Origin of the sequence: Microbacterium sp. 2RAF4 (assembly GCF_052115285.1) — a bacterium.
Taxonomy (GTDB): domain Bacteria; phylum Actinomycetota; class Actinomycetes; order Actinomycetales; family Microbacteriaceae; genus Microbacterium; species Microbacterium oxydans.
In genome coordinates this window covers 601,288-617,221 of the sequence record NZ_JBFRGI010000001.1, presented here as the reverse complement: position 1 = coordinate 617,221, position 15,934 = coordinate 601,288, and the positions used below count along the sequence as shown (strand labels likewise).

Sequence of the window (15,934 nt, the reverse complement as noted above, 5' to 3'; positions counted from 1 at the left end):
ATGGTGGTCTCGCGAGCGCGGCACTGGGTCGCGGCGAGCTGGGGTTCTCCCGACCACTGGGAGTTCGTGGAGCACGACATTCCGGCCCCGGGACAGGGGATGGTCACCATCCGCGTCCTCGCCGCCGGAGTGAACCCCGCTGACGCGAAACATGTCGCTGCTGGCCGACCGGGCCTCGAGCTGCCGGTGCCGATCGGGTACGAGGTCTCGGGAGAGGTCTCAGCCATCGGCCAGGGTACCCGGATCGGTTCGGGCGCTGTCGAAATCGGCGACGAGGTCATCGCTTTCCGCGTGCGAGGCGGCTATGCGACCGAGGTCGCGGTCCCGGCTGAGAAGGTGTTCGCGAAGCCGTCGACCCTGACGCATCCGGAGGCGGCGAATCTGCTCCTCGTGGGGACGACCGCTGCGGAGATGCTCGCCGTCACCGGCGCAGCGCCGGGGGAGACGATTCTGCTCCACGGTGCCTCCGGTGCTGTCGGCGTGAGCGTGCTGCAGCAGGCACACCTCCGCGGCATACGCGTCATCGGAACAGCGAGCGAGTCCCGGTTCGAGGAGGTGCGACGATTCGGAGGGATCCCGGTGCGCTACGGCTCGGGGCTCGCGGCGCGTGTGCGCGCTCTGGCGGACGGGCCGATCGGCGCAGCATTGGACGCCGTGGGGACGGACGAAGCAGTGGATGCGTCGCTCGAACTGGTCGGCGACCGTCGGCGGATCGTGACCATCGCTGCGGCCGACCGCGCGACGACCGCTGGCATCCTCGCCATCGCCGGCTCCATGCCCGAGAGCGCACGTTTCCGGGATGAGGTCCGCAGCGAGTTGATCGCTCTGGCGCAGAACGGCGATCTCGTCGTTCCCCTGGCCCGCACGTTTCCACTCTCCGAGGCACGCGCGGCCCACCGGCTTCTCGCCACGGGTCACCCCGGCGGCAAGCTCGCGTTGATCCCGTAGCTCAGTCGATCTCCCGAAGCGCTGAGCTCACGATCACGACGCCGTCGCCGTACTCCGCGTCAGCGGCTTCCTGGATGGCGCCGTCATCCCACGTGACGCTGAGTTGGACGTAGCCGCGGTCGGTGCTGACGGCGAGCGCCTCCCCACCGAGACGGGCGGTGATGTCGTCCTGGATCCTCGCGAGCTCGTCGGTCGGTGTGGTGCCGTCGACGCCGTCCGTCGGATCCTCCGGTGGGATCGGGTCGAACAACGCGAGCATGATCGGCGGATCGGTGTTGGTGAGCCGTTCACCGTCGTAGGTCGCGTAGACGGCGTAGGCACCCCAGGTGGTCTCTCCACTGGACTCGCTGCCCTCGACTCCATCCCAGGACCAGCCGTCGAGAGGCACTCCGCTGCACTGGGGCGGGTACGATTCCATGATCGCTCCCAGGCACAGCTCGACGTCGCCCGCCACGTCGAGCACCGTGCCCACGCCGATGACGCGCCCGTCCGGGAGATCTGGTCGGGCGTGTTCGAGGCCCTGCCCGGAAGGCGCGGACGTGCTCGTCGGAGCCGCAGAGCCTCCGGGCCCGGAGGTGCAGGCGCTCAGGAGCAGGAGGCCGAAGGCGGAGGCGACGGCGAAGGTCAGGCGACGCGGCGAAGTGCTCATATCGGGGAGTGTCGACAGCGCAGGAAACGTCTCACACCCGTCGAATCGCCGGAGACAACCCTGCTAGCATGACCACATGCCTTTCGGCGGTCTGCTTCTTCTTAGCTGCCGCGACGAGTCCTAAAGCTAGGGCCTTCCTCGTCGCGGCGCTTGTGTTGGCCCGTTCATCTTGACGAAGAGAAGAAGCCCCATCATGCAGAACACCCAGCGCCCGTCCGCGATGCCGATCCACAAGTACCGGCCGTTCCACGAGCAGATCACCGTCCATCTGCCTGACCGCACCTGGCCCGATGCTCGCATCACCGAGGCGCCCCGCTGGTGCGCGGTCGACCTCCGCGACGGCAACCAGGCGCTCATCGACCCGATGTCGCCCGAGCGCAAGCGCGTCATGTTCGAGCTGCTCGTCAGCATGGGGTACAAGGAGATCGAGGTCGGCTTCCCCTCGGCGAGCCAGACCGACTTCGACTTCGTGCGTCAGCTCATCGAAGAGAACCTCATCCCCGACGATGTCACGATCCAGGTCCTGACGCAGGCGCGCGAGCACCTGATCGCCCGCACCTATGAGGCGATCGCGGGAGCGAAGCAGGCCATCGTGCACCTGTACAACTCCACGAGCGTGCTGCAGCGTGAGGTGGTCTTCCGCACCGACAAGCAGGGCATCATCGACATCGCGCTCGAGGGCGCCCGGCTGTGCCGGGAGTTCGAGAAGACGGTCCCCGACACGAAGGTGTACTACGAGTACTCGCCCGAGAGCTACACGGGGACCGAGCTCGAGTTCGCCGTGGAAATCTGCAACCAGGTGATCGAGGTCTTCGAGCCCACGCCCGACCGCAAGGTCATCATCAACCTCCCGGCGACCGTCGAGATGGCATCGCCGAACGTGTATGCCGACTCGATCGAGTGGATGAGTCGCAACCTCGCGCACCGCGAGAACGTGATCCTCTCGCTGCACCCGCACAACGACCGCGGCACCGCGATCGCGGCCGCCGAACTCGGATACATGGCCGGGGCCGACCGCATCGAAGGCTGCCTGTTCGGCAACGGTGAGCGGACGGGCAACGTCGACCTCGTCGCGCTGGGGATCAACATGTTCACGCAGGGCATCGACCCGCAGATCGACTTCAGCGACATCGACCAGGTCAAGCGCACGGTCGAGTACTGCAACCAGCTGCCGGTGCCCGAGCGCAGCCCGTGGGCGGGTGACCTCGTCTTCACCGCGTTCAGCGGCTCGCATCAGGACGCCATCAAGAAGGGGTTCGAGGCCATGGCGGCCAAGGCCGAGGCGCAGGGCGTGACGGTGGACGAGATCGAGTGGGCGGTGCCGTACCTGCCCGTCGACCCGAAGGACCTCGGCCGCTCCTATGAAGCGGTGATCCGCGTAAACTCGCAGTCGGGCAAGGGTGGCGTCGCCTACCTGCTCAAGGCCGACCACGCGATCGATCTGCCCCGCAAGCTGCAGATCGAGTTCTCCGGAGTCGTGCAGGCCAAGACGGATGCCGAGGGTGGCGAGGTCACCAGCGAGCAGATCTGGTCGATCTTCAATGACGAGTACCTCCCCGCCGCCGACACTGCTGCCAAGTGGGGGCGCTTCGAGCTGCTCGCGACCCAGACCCGGAGCGACATGTCGGGTGACGTGGCACTCGATGTCGTGCTGCGCGATGATGATCAGCAGGTGTCCGTCACGGGCAACGGCAACGGTCCTGTCGCGGCATTCGTCGAGGTGCTGCGTGGACAGGGCTTCGACATCACGGTCTACGACTACGTCGAGCACGCTCTCAGCGCCGGCGGAGACGCGCAGGCCGCGGCATACGTCGAGCTGCAGGTCGGCGACCAGCGCCTGTGGGGCGTCGGCATCGACGGAGACATCTCCACCGCATCGCTCAAGGCGATCGTCTCGGGTGTGAACCGTTCGATCCGCACGCGTCAGCAGGAGCTGGCAGCGGTCTGATCCCCCTTCGAATCACGCGATCGGTGGCATCCGTCGGCAGGATGGGACCGATCGCGTGATTCGAGGTGGAGGTCAGTCCATCCACTGCACCAGCTGCCAGATGAGGCCGTTGGGGTCGGCGAACTGACCGTAGCGCTCACCCCAGGGTTCGGTCTCGGGAGGGGTGACCACACGAGCACCCGCGTCGGCGATGCGGGCGAACTCCTGGTCGATATCGTCGACGACGAAGACGATCAGGGTGCCCTGACCGGCAGAGCCCGCGATCTCCTGAGGGCGGAACGTCGGGAGCCCGGTCTCGAGGAAGATCACGTTCGGGACTGGTCCCGGGTGCTGCAACGAGACGAAGCCCTCCGCGGACATCGCCTCCTCGAAGCCGAAGTGGGTCGTGGCGAAGGCGGCGGAGGCCGCCACGTCGGGGACGTTGAACGAGAGGGCGGTCTGAGTGATGTTCACGGTTCTCCATTCCAAAAGTCTGTACAGCGTACAAGGTTAAGCCGGAAGCGGTCTAGGCTATTCCCGATGGCCAAGAATCTCGTCGATCTGCTCTGGCGGCACAGCCGCGCGGCTCCCGTGACCCGACAGCGCGGCCCGAAGGCGCGTCACTCGACGGACGACGTCGTGGATCGTGCCGTCGCACTGGCCGACGCCGACGGCCTCGGCGCGGTGACCATCCGAGCTCTGGCGCAGTCCCTCGACCTCACCCCGATGTCGATCTACACGCACGTCAACAGTCGAGCCGACCTGCTCGTGCTGATGGCGGATGCGATGCACACCGGTCTTCGCAGTGAGCCCGCGGAGGCCTCGGGCTGGCGTGCGGCGGTCCGGGCGGTCGCCGAGGACAACCTGCGCCTCCTCCGCGCTCATCCTTGGCTCGTCGACATCCACGATCCACGTGTCGCATTCGGTCCTGGCACGATCGCCAAGTACGACCGGGAGCTCCATGCTTTCGACGGCCTCGGTCTCAGCGACGTGGAGCGCGATTCGGCGCTGAGCTTCGTGCTGGACTTCAGTCTCTCTGCGGCGGCGCGCATGCGCGAGGAGGAGCGCGTGGCGGCGTTCGCGGCCTCATGGGCTGAGGCCGCACCACGTCTGGCGGCCTACCTCGGGGAGGAGATGCCGCTCGCCAGGTCGGTGGGTCAGGCTGCAGGGGAGGCCATGGGCGCTCCCTACGACGCTCGAACGGCGTGGGACTTCGGTCTCGCCCGAGTGATCGACGGGCTCGCCGGCATGATACGCAGCGCGGACCGCCTCCGCGGCGCCTGAGCCGGCTCAGTCCTGCGGCTTCACGATCGCGATCGCGCCGGTCTCCGCGGCGACCTTACGGCGGTAGAGACGGCGCTGCTCCGGGAGCGAGACGTCGAACGTCACCGCGAGGATCCGGATCACGGCCGTCACGACGATGCCGATGACCGCCGCGAGGGGGATCGGCATGCCGACCGCGACGGCGACCACGATGAATGTGCATCCCGCGCCGGCGGCGACGGCGTACAGCGAGCCGACGTGCATGATCGCGGTCGGCAGGCCCATGAGCATGTCGCGGAGCACGCTTCCTCCGACTGCGGCGCAGACGCCGATGAAGACCGCCGGCACCTCGGGGATCCCGAAGGCGAGGGCCTTGCTCGTGCCGAAGGCGCCGAACATGCCGATCACCACGGCGTCGAGCACGACGATGGCGGTGTTCAGACGGGTGAAGAGCCCGGCGAGCAGCATGCCCAGAAGCGCGGCGCCGGCCGCAGTGACCAGGTACCACTGATTCTGCAGCGTGGCGGGAGTCTGCCCGAGCAGGATGTCACGGATCAGACCACCGCCCATCCCGATCATGATGCCGATGATGGCCACCCCGAGCCAGTCGAGCCGTCTCTGACCCTGGAAACCCGATGCGAACATCGCGCCCTGGACTCCGCCGAGGCCGACGCCGAGCAGGTCCGCCCAGAGCGGAATGATGAAGAGCGGTTCGGTCACCCGTTCATTCTCGCGCACGGAGGATAATCGAAGGGTGCCCACCTATCGAGACGAAGCGGTGATCCTGCGCACCCACAAACTCGGTGAGGCGGATCGCATCGTCACGATGCTGTCGAGACGGCACGGCAAGGTGCGTGCTGTCGCGAAGGGCGTGCGGCGGACGTCGTCGAAGTTCGGAGCCAGACTAGAGCCGTTCATGGTCGCCGACGTGCAGCTCTACCAGGGCCGCTCACTCGACATCGTGCAGCAGGCCGAGTCTCTCGGCTCCTACGGCACCGATATCGCCGCACACTACGACCGCTTCACCGCGGCGAACGCCATGGTGGAGACAGCGGACCGTCTGAGCGACGCGGAGGCCACTCCCGATCAGTACCTGCTGCTCGTCGGCGGACTGCGGGCGCTGTCGCGGGGAGAGCATGTCGCACGGAGCATCCTCGACTCGTACCTGCTGCGGGTGATGTCGCTGTCGGGTTGGGCGCCATCGCTCGACGAGTGCGCCCGCTGCGGCACCCCAGGGCCGCACTCGCGATTCGTCGCCCAGCTCGGTGGGCTCGTGTGCCAGAACTGCGCCCCGGCAGGCAGCCCGCGTGTCGCAGAGAAGACCCTGGCATTACTCCGTTCGCTCATCGCGGGGGAGTGGGACGTGATCGACGCAGCGGCGCCGGCCGACACTGCTGCAGCCTCGGGACTCGTCTCCGCGTACGCCCAATGGCACCTGGAGCGCGGCATCCGCTCCCTCTCCCACGTGTCAGACATCACTTCAGAAGGAGCACGGTGAGCCCGAAGCCGTACACGCACAAGGACGCCGTCCCCTATCGACCGCTGGATTGGACAGGGGCGTACCCGCCCGCGTTCCGGGCCGTGCCCGAGCACGTGGCGATCGTCATGGACGGCAACGGCCGGTGGGCGAACCGTCGGGGACTCAACCGCATCGAGGGGCACAAGGCGGGTGAGGAGGTCCTACTCGATGTGGTCGCCGGCGCGATCCAGGCGGGGGTCAAGCACCTCTCGGTGTACGCCTTCTCGACCGAGAACTGGGCGCGTTCCCCCGAAGAGGTCCGCTTCCTCATGGGGTACAACCGCGACGTGCTGCACCGCCGTCGCGATCAGCTCAACGAATGGGGTGTGCGCATCCGCTGGGCCGGCCGCAAGCCTCGCCTGTGGGGCAGCGTCATCAAGGAGTTGCAGCACGCTGAGCGGCTGACCCGCGACAACGACGTGCTCACGCTCACGATGTGCGTCAACTACGGCGGCAGGGTCGAACTCGTGGATGCCATGCGGGCGATCGCCGACGATGTCGCGGCAGGGCGCGTGAAGCCCAAGGCCATCACCGAGAAGATGATCCGCCGCCATCTGTACGTCCCCGACATGCCGGACGTCGATCTGTTCCTGCGCAGCTCGGGCGAGCAACGAACCTCGAACTTCCTGTTGTGGCAGTCGGCGTACGCCGAGATGGTCTTCCTCGACACGCTCTGGCCAGACTTCTCGAGGGAGGAGCTGTGGCGGGCGATCGGGATCTACCTGTCGCGCGACCGTCGCTTCGGCGGTGCGATCGACGTTCCCGACGCCTCTGCCTGAGCACGCAGCCACCGTCTCGTCTCCCGGGGATGATGGAGACGGACGATCGTGAGGTGCGGGAAGCGCTCCTGCAACGCGGGGAAGCGCTCCGTCCACTTGTGAAGTGTCGCCGCCTGCCAGGCGAGGATGTTCTCCTCCGGGTCGCGGCTGAACATGGTCCATGGGCCCTTCTCGCGGTTGCCGTTCCAGAGTTCGAGTCGCAGCACGCCTCGAGCCAGCGTGCGCCGGATCAGGCGGCCTCGCACCACGCGGTACGGGTAGTCGAGCCAGATCGCGAGCTGTGCGCGCGGGGGGAGGATGTCGTCCGTTCCCTTGCTCGTGTACTGCCACTCGGTGACCCAGTGCTCCTCCGATGCAAAGGCCCGCACGTCGTCGAGGAACTCGGGGCGCGGCGTCCACTCGGGGCCGTGGAACAGGCCGTCGATCTCCACATGGCGCAGGCTCCACAGGTGGGCCAGCCGTCGGGCGAGCGTGGTCTTGCCGGACCCGGAGACGCCGGCCACGAGCACGCGCTCGGGGACGGACGGCAGCGGATCGTCGGCGGAGAGCATCCGTGAATCCTATCCGCGGGTCGGATCGGGTCTGGAATAGCCCGGAGGTGCATGCGGTTGCATAGCAGTGTGACTGAACCCATCTCCATCGACATCTGGTCCGACATCGCCTGCCCCTGGTGCTACATCGGCAAGCGCAACCTCGAGAAGGGTCTGGAAGCGGTCGCCGCCGACGAGGACGCACCGCAGGTCAACATCACCTTCCACTCGTTCGAGCTCTCGCCCGACACCCCCGTCGACTTCGACGGCGACGAGATCGACTTCCTCGCCGGCCACAAGGGCATGCCGCGCGAGCAGGTCGAGCAGATGCTCTCGAACGTGACGGGTGTGGCGGCGAACGCCGGCCTCGAGTACCGGTTCGATCTGCTGCAGCACACGAACACGGTGAAGGCGCACGAGCTGCTGCACTTCGCCAAGGCCGAGGGGCTGCAGCACGAGATGGAGGAGCGGCTCATGTCCGCCTACTTCACCGAGGGCAAGCATGTCGGCCGCATCGACGATCTCGTCGAGTTGGCTGTCGAGGTCGGGCTGGACGCCGACCGTGCCCGCGCAGCCCTCGAGAGTGAGCAGTACCTGCCCGCCGTGCGTCAGGACCAGGCGCAGGCCCGCGCCTACGGCATCCAGGGCGTGCCGTTCTTCGTCGTCGACGGCCAGTACGGGATCAGCGGAGCGCAGCCGCCCGCGGCGTTCGAGAACGTTCTCCGCGACCTCTGGTCCAAGCGCGGAGAGGCCGAACCGGAGACCGCGGCCGTCTGACGGGCCGGCGCGTTCTAGCGGGTCAGCGCCGCTTCGATCGCACTGACGATCTCGGGGGCGTCCGGCTTCTGCTTCGGCCGGAAGCGCAGGACGTCCCCGTCCGGCAGCACGAGGAACTTCTCGAAGTTCCATTCCACGCGGCCGGCTTTGCCACCGGCGTCGGGAGTCGCCTTGAGCGCCTTGTACAACTCGGCGGCGTTCTTGCCGTTGACCTTGACCTTGTCGTTGACGGGGAAGGTGACGCCATAGGTCGTCGAGCAGAACTCGAGGATGTCGTCGACAGAGCCGGGCTCCTGACCGAAGAACTGGTTGCACGGGAAGCCGACAACGGTGAACCCGCGATCGCCGTACAGACGCTGCAATTCCTCCAGCTGCTCGTACTGTGGCGTCAGCCCGCACTTGGACGCGACGTTGACGACGAGCACCACGTCGGCGCCCAGATCGTCGAGCGTCTTCTCCTCGCCCTTCGCATCGGTGAACGGGATCGTGCGGAGCGAGGATTCGGTCATATGCACAGCTTAGATCGCCGCATCCCTCCGGGCTCCGCGTCTGGGAGAATGGACAGGACATGACTCTCGCCACAGCCCCCGCCCGCCCTCTTCGCATCGGCCCGATCGATCTCGACGTGCCGGTCGTCCTCGCACCCATGGCGGGGATCACCAACACCGCCTTCCGACGACTGTGTCGCGAGTACGGCGCCGGGCTCTACGTGAGCGAGATGATCACCTCGCGGGCGCTGGTCGAACGCAACGAGACCACGATGCGACTCATCCGGCACCACGAGTCCGAGACGCCGCGGTCCATCCAGCTCTACGGAGTCGACCCGAAGACCATCGCCGAGGCCGTTCGGATCATCGTCGCCGAGGATCACGCCGATCACATCGACCTCAACTTCGGGTGCCCGGTGCCGAAGGTCACCCGCCGCGGCGGGGGAGCGGCGCTGCCGTGGAAGTCGAAGCTGTTCGCCGACATCGTCGACCAGGCGGTGAAAGCCGCAGGCGACATCCCTCTCACGGTGAAGATGCGCAAGGGCATCGACAAGGACCACCTCACCTTCCTCGACGCGGGGCGAGCGGCCGAAGATGCGGGGGCGGCCGCGGTTGCGCTGCACGCGAGGACCGCTGGCGAGTTCTACTCGGGGTTCGCGGACTGGGATGCCATCGGTGAACTCAAGCAGGCAGTGACGAGCATCCCGGTGCTCGGCAACGGCGACATCTGGTCGGCCGACGATGCGGTGCGCATGATGGCGCAGACCGACTGCGACGGAGTGGTGGTCGGGCGCGGCTGCCTCGGGCGCCCTTGGCTGTTCGGCGAGTTGGCGACCGCGTTCGGCGGGGAGGGGAAGACGGTCGATGCGACGCTCGGCTTCGTCGCGAACGCCTTCCGCCGCCACGCCGAGCTGCTGGTCGAGTTCTTCGAGGACGAGGATCGCGGATGCCGTGACATCCGCAAGCACGTCTCTTGGTACTTCAAGGGCTACCCGGTCGGGGGCGACATCCGCACCGGGCTCGCCACGGCCTCCAGCCTCGCCGAGATCGATCACCTCCTCGGCCGGCTCGATCACACGGCGCCCTATCCCGGTGCGGACGCCGAGGGGCAGCGCGGGCGGGCGGGACACCCGAAGCGCACAGCCCTGCCGGATAAGTGGTTGGAGTCGCGGGAGATCGCATCCGACACCTCGGAGATGATGCGTGGAGCGGAGATCGAGAACAGTGGCGGTTGACCCCCGGCCAGGCCTGCGCGCCGACGGCTACGACGCGCGAGACGCCGAACGCTTCTTCGCCGAGACCCATCGATCCGAGCGCAACGACTTCGCTCGTGATCGTGCCCGTGTCCTGCACTCCGCCGCGCTGCGCCGACTCGCCGCGAAGACGCAGGTGCTCAGCCCTGCCAGCACCGCGGATTTCGCCCGCAACCGTCTGACGCATTCCCTCGAGGTGGCTCAGGTCGGGCGCGAACTCGCTGTCGCACTGGACGTGTCGGCCGATGTCGTCGACACTGCGTGCCTCAGCCACGACCTGGGTCATCCTCCCTTCGGCCACAACGGCGAGCGGGCACTGAACGAGTGGGCAGAGCCCATCGGGGGGTTCGAGGGGAACGCCCAGTCCCTGCGCATCCTGTCCCGACTCGAGGCGAAGGTGCTCGACGACAGCGATCGCTCAGTCGGCCTGAACCTGACCCGCGCGAGCCTCGACGCGACGTGCAAATACCCGTGGACGGTCGACAGCCCGGTCCCCGATCCCGGTGGACGTCTGAAGTTCGGCGTGTATCCCGAGGATGAAGCCGTGTTCCGTTGGATGCGCGAAGGCGCGCCTGGTCGACTCCGATGCATCGAAGCCGAGATCATGGACCTCTCGGACGATATCGCTTACTCCGTCCACGACTTCGAGGATGCGATCGTCAACGGCTACGTCGACGTCGCCCAGCTCGCCGACCCGGCCCAGCATGACGCGCTCGTCGGGCGGATTCAGCAGTGGGTCGGGTACGACTTCACGCGTGACGAGCTCGCAGACGCGCTCTACCGCCTGGCATCGCAGCCGATGTGGCTCTCGTCGTTCGATCGTTCCCGCCAGGCTCTCGCGCGGCTCAAGAACCTCACGAGCGATCTGATCGGACGCTTCGCCCGTGCTTCGGTCTCCGCCACCAGGGAGGCGTACGGAGCGAAGGCGCTGGTCCGGTACAACGCCCACGTCATCGTCCCGCGGGTGATCGAGGTGGAGATCGCCGTGTTGAAGGGCATCATGGGCCAGGCCATCGTCACGATCGAAGCCCGCAAGGGCGTCTACAAGGAGCAGCGGCGCGTGCTGAAGCGGCTCGCCGATGCGCTCTGGTCGACCGATGCGCTGTGGTCCGCCGGCTCCGATGTGCTCGAGCCCGCGTTCGCAGCCGACTTCATCGCGGCGGAGACCGACGCCCAGCGCGCCAGGGTCGTCGTGGATCAGATCGCGAGCCTCACCGATCAGAGCGCCATCGACTGGCACAACCGTCTCGTCGGGGAGATCGACCCGGCCGAGGTGGGGATCTGGACTCCCCGTCACGCCCGCCCCGGTGCGCGGCCTCACACCGAGCGCGTTCCCGTCGCGGAAAGAGCGCACTGATGCCGCGGATCCGTCAGGCCGATGTCGATGAGGTGAAGGCGCGGACGAACATCGCCGACATCATCGGCGAGCGCGTGGCGCTGAAGCCCGCGGGAGTCGGATCCCTCAAGGGCCTGTGTCCCTTCCACGACGAGAAGAGCCCGAGTTTCCATGTCCGGCAGCAGGTGGGGTACTACCACTGCTTCGGATGCGGGGAGTCGGGCGACGTGTACTCCTTCCTCCGGGAGATGGACCACGTCAGCTTCACGGAGGCGGTGGAGCGTCTCGCCGGCCGCATCGGGTACACGCTGCACTACGAGGACGGCGGAGCCGCCCCAGAGACGAGCGGGCGGAGCCGGCTGTACGCAGCCAACACCGCGGCTGCGGAGTTCTTCCGCGCCCAGCTGCTCACCCCGGACGCCGAGGCAGGACGTCGCTTCCTCGGGGAGCGCGGGTTCGATGCAGGGGCTGCAGCGCATTTCGGAGTCGGTTTCGCTCCGCGTGGGTGGGACGGCATGCTGAAGGCGCTCACCGCGCAGGGGTTCACCCGCGAGGAGCTCAGCAACGCCGGCCTCGTCTCGACAGGACAGCGCGGTGTCTACGACCGATTCCGCGGACGTCTCGTGTGGCCGATCAGGGACGTGTCGGGGCAGACGATCGGCTTCGGCGCCCGCAAGCTGTTCGACGACGACCAGGGACCGAAGTATCTGAACACCCCGGAGACGCCGATCTACAAGAAGGCGCAGGTGCTGTACGGGCTCGACCTCGCCAAGCGCGACATCGCCAGAGGCGACCCTCGCCGGGTCGTGGTGGTCGAGGGCTACACCGATGTGATGGCCTGCCATCTCGCGGGGCTCACGACGGCGATCGCCACGTGCGGCACGGCGTTCGGCACCGAGCACATCAAGGTGCTGCGCCGTGTGATGGGTGATGACAACGCCTCAGGCGAGGTGGTCTTCACGTTCGACGGTGATGAAGCCGGTCAGAAGGCGGCCCTGCGCGCCTTCACGGAAGATGACCGATTCAACGCGCAGACCTTCGTCGCGGTCGCGCCCGACAGTCTCGACCCGTGCGATCTGCGCCTCCAGCGGGGAGATGCCGCGGTTCGTGGGCTGATGGACACGAAGCAGCCGATGTTCGAGTTCGCCATCGATCGCAAGCTCAGCGGCTTCGATCTCTCCACCGTCGAAGGCCGCGTCGGAGCTCTGCGCGCGGCCGCTCCGATCGTGGCGGAGATCCGCGATCAGCTTCTCCGGCCGGGATACGAGCGGGTGCTCGCTCGTCGACTCGGCATGGACCCCACGGAAGTGCGCAGCGAGGTCGAGCGCGCGGCCCGTGGCGGCCCGACACCGCAGCAGGCACGGCGCGAGACTCCGCAGATCGATGCCGTGACGGGCGCGCCCGTCGTCGCGCCGGTCACGCTGGCGAGTCTGCCGCGCAGCCCCGATGTCGCGGTCGAGCGCGATGCGCTGATGGGTGCTCTCCAGTACGGACACCAGGTCGATCAGAGCCTTCTCAACAGGGCGCTGGAAGCTCCGTTCCGCACGCCTGGTCTGGACGCGGTGCGTGAAGCCGTGGCCGCCGCTCCGGACCGCACCAGGGCCGGCTGGGTGACCGAGGCCGTGAACGGCGTCCGTGAGCCCTACCGCTCCCTCGCGGGGGAGCTGCTGATGACGCCGTTCCCCGAGCGGACGGAGGAGCGGGCCGTGGCCACCGTGGCCGACCTCGCCCGCAGGCTCGTGCTCCGGCAGCTCGAGCACGAGAAGCAGGAGCTCCTCGGTGCGGTGCAGCGCGTGCCCGCCGATTCCGACGGTGGTCGCGCGCTGCGGATGCGTCTGCGCGACATCGACGCAGAGCGTCAGCGCTTCGCCGAGTCGTAACGGGGAGCGGGGTCGCGCAGGCGGCAGGATGGAGTCATGTCCCGCAGGCCCGAATCAACGAACGCGATCGACTGCTCAGATCTGGTGATCGACCGCATCGGCCACGGGATGCCGACGCGCGCGGTCGACGGTGTCACCTTCTCGCTGGCGCCCGGTGGGCTCATCTGCGTCGCCGGACCCACGGGTTCAGGAAAGTCGACGTTGGTCGCCGCTCTCGCCGGCTCCACCGATCCCTCGGTCAAGGTCGTCGGAGGCCGGGCCCAGGTCTGTGGCGTCGATGTGCGCCGTCCCGGTCGCAAACACCGGATCCTCACCTATCGCACCGGTTTCGTGCCACAGGGTGCCGGGGCAGACCTGCCGCCTCGGCTCACCGTGAACGAGGTGATCGCGGAGCCGATCCTCATCCGGGAGCGCCGGGTGAACACCAAAGCCCTCTCGATCCGCGTGGCCATGCTGCTCGACGAGCTGCATCTGCCGCTCGGCACCGCGGCGAAGTTCCCCTACGAACTCAGCGCAGGCATGCGCCAGCGTGTGGCCATCGCCCGGTCGTTCGTGCTCGAGCCGAAGGTGCTCATCGCCGACGAGGTGCTCGCGAACCTCGACCTCGAGGTGCGTCCGGTGGTCTTCGACGCGATCACCCGTCGTCGCAGGGAGCAGTCGATGGCGGCCCTCCTCGTGACCAACGACGCCGACTTCATCCGCGAGCTGAACGCCGAGACCCTCATGCTCCGCAACGGACATGTCGTGGCACGCGGAGTCGGCAAGGACCTGCTCTGGGTACCGAACGCGGAGTCGGATTCGCGGCATTGACCCCGACACGCCCGGCATCCCGGAACCGTGCCGCTGTGTCGTGAACACCTCCGGGAGTTTGCTAAGCTTGTCGAGTTGCCCGCTCAGCGGTGCACATTCCTCGGTAGCTCAATTGGCAGAGCAGCCGGCTGTTAACCGGCAGGTTCTTGGTTCGAGTCCAAGCCGGGGAGCCAATGAGAAAAGCCCCCTCCACGGAGGGGGCTTTTCTCGTTGTCGGCGCGCCCGGAAGTCGCACCGAGTCTCTGATGCGACGAGAGGAGCCCCTCCTCGTGGGGAGAGGCTCCTCTCGTCAGAGACGCCGGGTCAGCCGACACCCTCCATCGCGCTCGTCTCGGTGTTGCCGATTCGGGCGATGACGTCGGGACGACGCCGTGCAAGATAGCCGTACCGGGTGAGCGCCAGGGCGACCGTCACCAGGAACACGTAGGGGATGACGTTGTAGGGGAACGCCGGCACAGGCCACACGTTGGCGAAGAAGACGTAGCCCATGGTGCCGACTGCGACGGTCGCGCACACCTTCACGAGTCCGTTGCGCATCTTCGCCCGCTGCGTGTAGACCACACAGGCGATCGCCACGAGGGCGTACGCCACCATGTAGCCGTAGGTGCCCCAGGTGTTCACCCACACGAGGATCTCGGCGGTCGCCGCTCCCGAGAGCAGCAGCACGATGTCGACCGCGACGGCCGCCGCCCCGGCGATGATCAAGACGCGGTGGGGTGTCAGGTGCTGCTCGTGCGTGCGTCCGAATCGCTCGGCGACGACGCCCTCCTTGCCCATCACGTAGACGATGCGACCGATCACGTTGAGGGGTGCGACCACGACGGCGAAGAACGACGCGGAGACGCCGAAGGTGAGCACCGCGGCGAACCAGCCGGGCATCCCGATCAGGGCAGACATGCTCTCCAGCGGACTGGAGGCGGTGGCGAGATCGTCACCGAGCACGGTGATCTGCGTGTAGGCGGCGAAGACGTAGAGCACGCCGACGCCGAGAGCGCTCCACATGATCGCGCGGGGGATCGCCTTGTACGGCTCCTTGGCCTCGCGCCCGAGGGCATCGGCGGAGGAGAAACCCACGAAGCCGAGGATGCCGAGCACCATGCCGGACGCGATCCCCTGGAACGACGAACCGGTCGCGAGCACCTGCGCGGGGTCCCAGGCGGCGGGACCCGCCCAGACCAGCGCGGCGACCAGGAGCACGAGGATGATGCCCACGGACACGAGCTCGAGAACCAGGGAGACCCGCGCGGACAGGCGGATGCCGCGGATGGTGAACAGTGTCGCCAGGCCGCCGAGCACGATCGCGAGGCCGATGTCCCAGCCGAGTCCCTGCGCGGGGAGCCCCAGCATGCTGAGGAACTGCGCCATGTAGCTCACCGACCCGCTGAGCGAGGCCGCCGCGATGCCGAAGCAGCCGATCAGCAGTGTCACGCCCGCGAGGAACGCACCGAACGGGCCGAGGCCCTTCGACACGTAGGTGTACAGGGAGCCGGCGGAGGCGTGCTTGCGGGCGAACACCACCACGCAGTACCCGACGCAGAGGATCACGATCGTGGCGAGGGCGAAGGCGTAGATGGTGCCGTTGCCCGCACCGAGGAAGATGGCCGCCGCCGTGAAGGCGATGACGGCGCTGGGAGCGATGTTGGCGATGGCCTGGGCGGCGAGCTCGGGCCCGCTCATGACGCCGGTGCGAAGACCGGCATCCCGGGGTGCGCCAGGCGGGGCGACGACGGTGTCTGACATGGTTCTCCTGGATTCGGGTTTCAGGGTGAAGGGGT

The 15,934-nt window shown here is 67.6% G+C and carries 16 protein-coding genes and 1 tRNA gene; 11 read left to right on the top strand and 6 right to left on the bottom strand.

What is annotated here, in order from left to right; genetic code table 11:
• Nucleotides 1-948 carry an NADP-dependent oxidoreductase gene (locus AB4070_RS03030; protein WP_441979028.1) on the top strand — a complete coding sequence of 316 codons (948 nt, stop codon included), beginning with the start codon at nt 1-3 and terminating at the stop codon, nt 946-948.
• A gap of 1 nt (nt 949) precedes the next feature.
• Here the strand turns inward: AB4070_RS03030 and AB4070_RS03025 are convergent, their stop codons facing one another.
• Nucleotides 950-1,597 (bottom strand): hypothetical protein, encoded by a 648-nt coding sequence (locus AB4070_RS03025; RefSeq protein ID WP_441978837.1) that lies wholly within the window; start codon nt 1,595-1,597, stop codon nt 950-952.
• A 193-nt stretch (nt 1,598-1,790) separates the two neighbouring features.
• Here AB4070_RS03025 and leuA point away from each other — a divergent pair, with 193 nt between their 5' ends.
• Nucleotides 1,791-3,545, top strand: a complete 1,755-nt coding sequence (gene leuA, locus AB4070_RS03020) for a 2-isopropylmalate synthase (RefSeq protein WP_441978836.1) — start codon at nt 1,791-1,793, stop codon at nt 3,543-3,545.
• Nucleotides 3,546-3,617: 72 nt separating this feature from the next.
• Here the strand turns inward: leuA and AB4070_RS03015 are convergent, their stop codons facing one another.
• Nucleotides 3,618-3,998, bottom strand: coding sequence for a VOC family protein (locus AB4070_RS03015; RefSeq protein WP_441978835.1), 381 nt, complete (start codon nt 3,996-3,998; stop codon nt 3,618-3,620).
• 66 nt (nt 3,999-4,064) lie between these two features.
• Here AB4070_RS03015 and AB4070_RS03010 point away from each other — a divergent pair, with 66 nt between their 5' ends.
• Nucleotides 4,065-4,808 carry a TetR/AcrR family transcriptional regulator gene (locus tag AB4070_RS03010; protein ID WP_441978834.1) on the top strand — a complete coding sequence of 248 codons (744 nt, stop codon included), beginning with the start codon at nt 4,065-4,067 and terminating at the stop codon, nt 4,806-4,808.
• Nucleotides 4,809-4,814: 6 nt separating this feature from the next.
• Here AB4070_RS03010 and AB4070_RS03005 read toward each other — a convergent pair whose 3' ends face one another.
• The gene (locus AB4070_RS03005) at nt 4,815-5,507 is read right to left on the bottom strand and encodes a trimeric intracellular cation channel family protein (RefSeq protein ID WP_378875160.1); all 693 of its coding nucleotides are present in this window, start codon (nt 5,505-5,507) and stop codon (nt 4,815-4,817) included.
• Nucleotides 5,508-5,541: 34 nt separating this feature from the next.
• Here AB4070_RS03005 and recO point away from each other — a divergent pair, with 34 nt between their 5' ends.
• A complete protein-coding gene (recO, locus tag AB4070_RS03000) occupies nt 5,542-6,285 on the top strand; it encodes a DNA repair protein RecO (RefSeq protein WP_046749187.1) in 744 nt (247 codons plus the stop codon).
• Nucleotides 6,282-7,085: an isoprenyl transferase gene (locus AB4070_RS02995; protein WP_441978833.1), complete on the top strand. Its 804-nt coding sequence runs from the start codon at nt 6,282-6,284 to the stop codon at nt 7,083-7,085. The genes recO and AB4070_RS02995 overlap by 4 nt, the downstream gene beginning before the upstream one ends.
• Here AB4070_RS02995 and AB4070_RS02990 read toward each other — a convergent pair.
• Nucleotides 7,025-7,636: an AAA family ATPase gene (locus AB4070_RS02990; protein ID WP_441978832.1), complete on the bottom strand. Its 612-nt coding sequence runs from the start codon at nt 7,634-7,636 to the stop codon at nt 7,025-7,027. The genes AB4070_RS02995 and AB4070_RS02990 overlap by 61 nt on opposite strands.
• Before the next feature lie 69 nt (nt 7,637-7,705).
• On the opposite strand from AB4070_RS02990, the gene AB4070_RS02985 reads away from it, so the two are divergent.
• Nucleotides 7,706-8,392: a DsbA family oxidoreductase gene (locus AB4070_RS02985; RefSeq protein ID WP_058631369.1), complete on the top strand. Its 687-nt coding sequence runs from the start codon at nt 7,706-7,708 to the stop codon at nt 8,390-8,392.
• Nucleotides 8,393-8,406: 14 nt separating this feature from the next.
• On the opposite strand, the gene AB4070_RS02980 is transcribed toward AB4070_RS02985, so the two are convergent.
• Complete coding sequence (locus tag AB4070_RS02980; protein WP_441978831.1) at nt 8,407-8,901, bottom strand: glutathione peroxidase; 495 nt, start codon at nt 8,899-8,901, stop codon at nt 8,407-8,409.
• Between the two features lie 59 nt (nt 8,902-8,960).
• On the opposite strand from AB4070_RS02980, the gene dusB reads away from it, so the two are divergent.
• The 5 genes from dusB to AB4070_RS02955 all read left to right on the top strand — a co-directional run bounded on the left by dusB (nt 8,961) and on the right by AB4070_RS02955 (nt 14,332).
• The gene (gene dusB / locus AB4070_RS02975; protein WP_441978830.1) at nt 8,961-10,115 is read left to right on the top strand and encodes a tRNA dihydrouridine synthase DusB; all 1,155 of its coding nucleotides are present in this window, start codon (nt 8,961-8,963) and stop codon (nt 10,113-10,115) included.
• Nucleotides 10,105-11,490 (top strand): deoxyguanosinetriphosphate triphosphohydrolase, encoded by a 1,386-nt coding sequence (locus tag AB4070_RS02970; protein WP_441978829.1) that lies wholly within the window; start codon nt 10,105-10,107, stop codon nt 11,488-11,490. Before dusB ends, AB4070_RS02970 begins: the two co-directional genes overlap by 11 nt.
• A complete protein-coding gene (gene dnaG, locus AB4070_RS02965; protein WP_441978828.1) occupies nt 11,490-13,349 on the top strand; it encodes a DNA primase in 1,860 nt (619 codons plus the stop codon). Before AB4070_RS02970 ends, dnaG begins: the two co-directional genes overlap by 1 nt.
• 36 nt (nt 13,350-13,385) lie before the next feature.
• Nucleotides 13,386-14,159, top strand: a complete 774-nt coding sequence (locus AB4070_RS02960; protein WP_441978827.1) for an ATP-binding cassette domain-containing protein — start codon at nt 13,386-13,388, stop codon at nt 14,157-14,159.
• 97 nt (nt 14,160-14,256) lie between these two features.
• Nucleotides 14,257-14,332 (top strand) — tRNA-Asn (locus tag AB4070_RS02955).
• Nucleotides 14,333-14,462: 130 nt separating this feature from the next.
• Here AB4070_RS02955 and AB4070_RS02950 read toward each other — a convergent pair.
• Entirely contained in the window at nt 14,463-15,899 is a 1,437-nt protein-coding gene (locus tag AB4070_RS02950; protein WP_441978826.1) for an APC family permease, read from the bottom strand.
• Between the last annotated feature and the right edge of the window lie 35 nt (nt 15,900-15,934).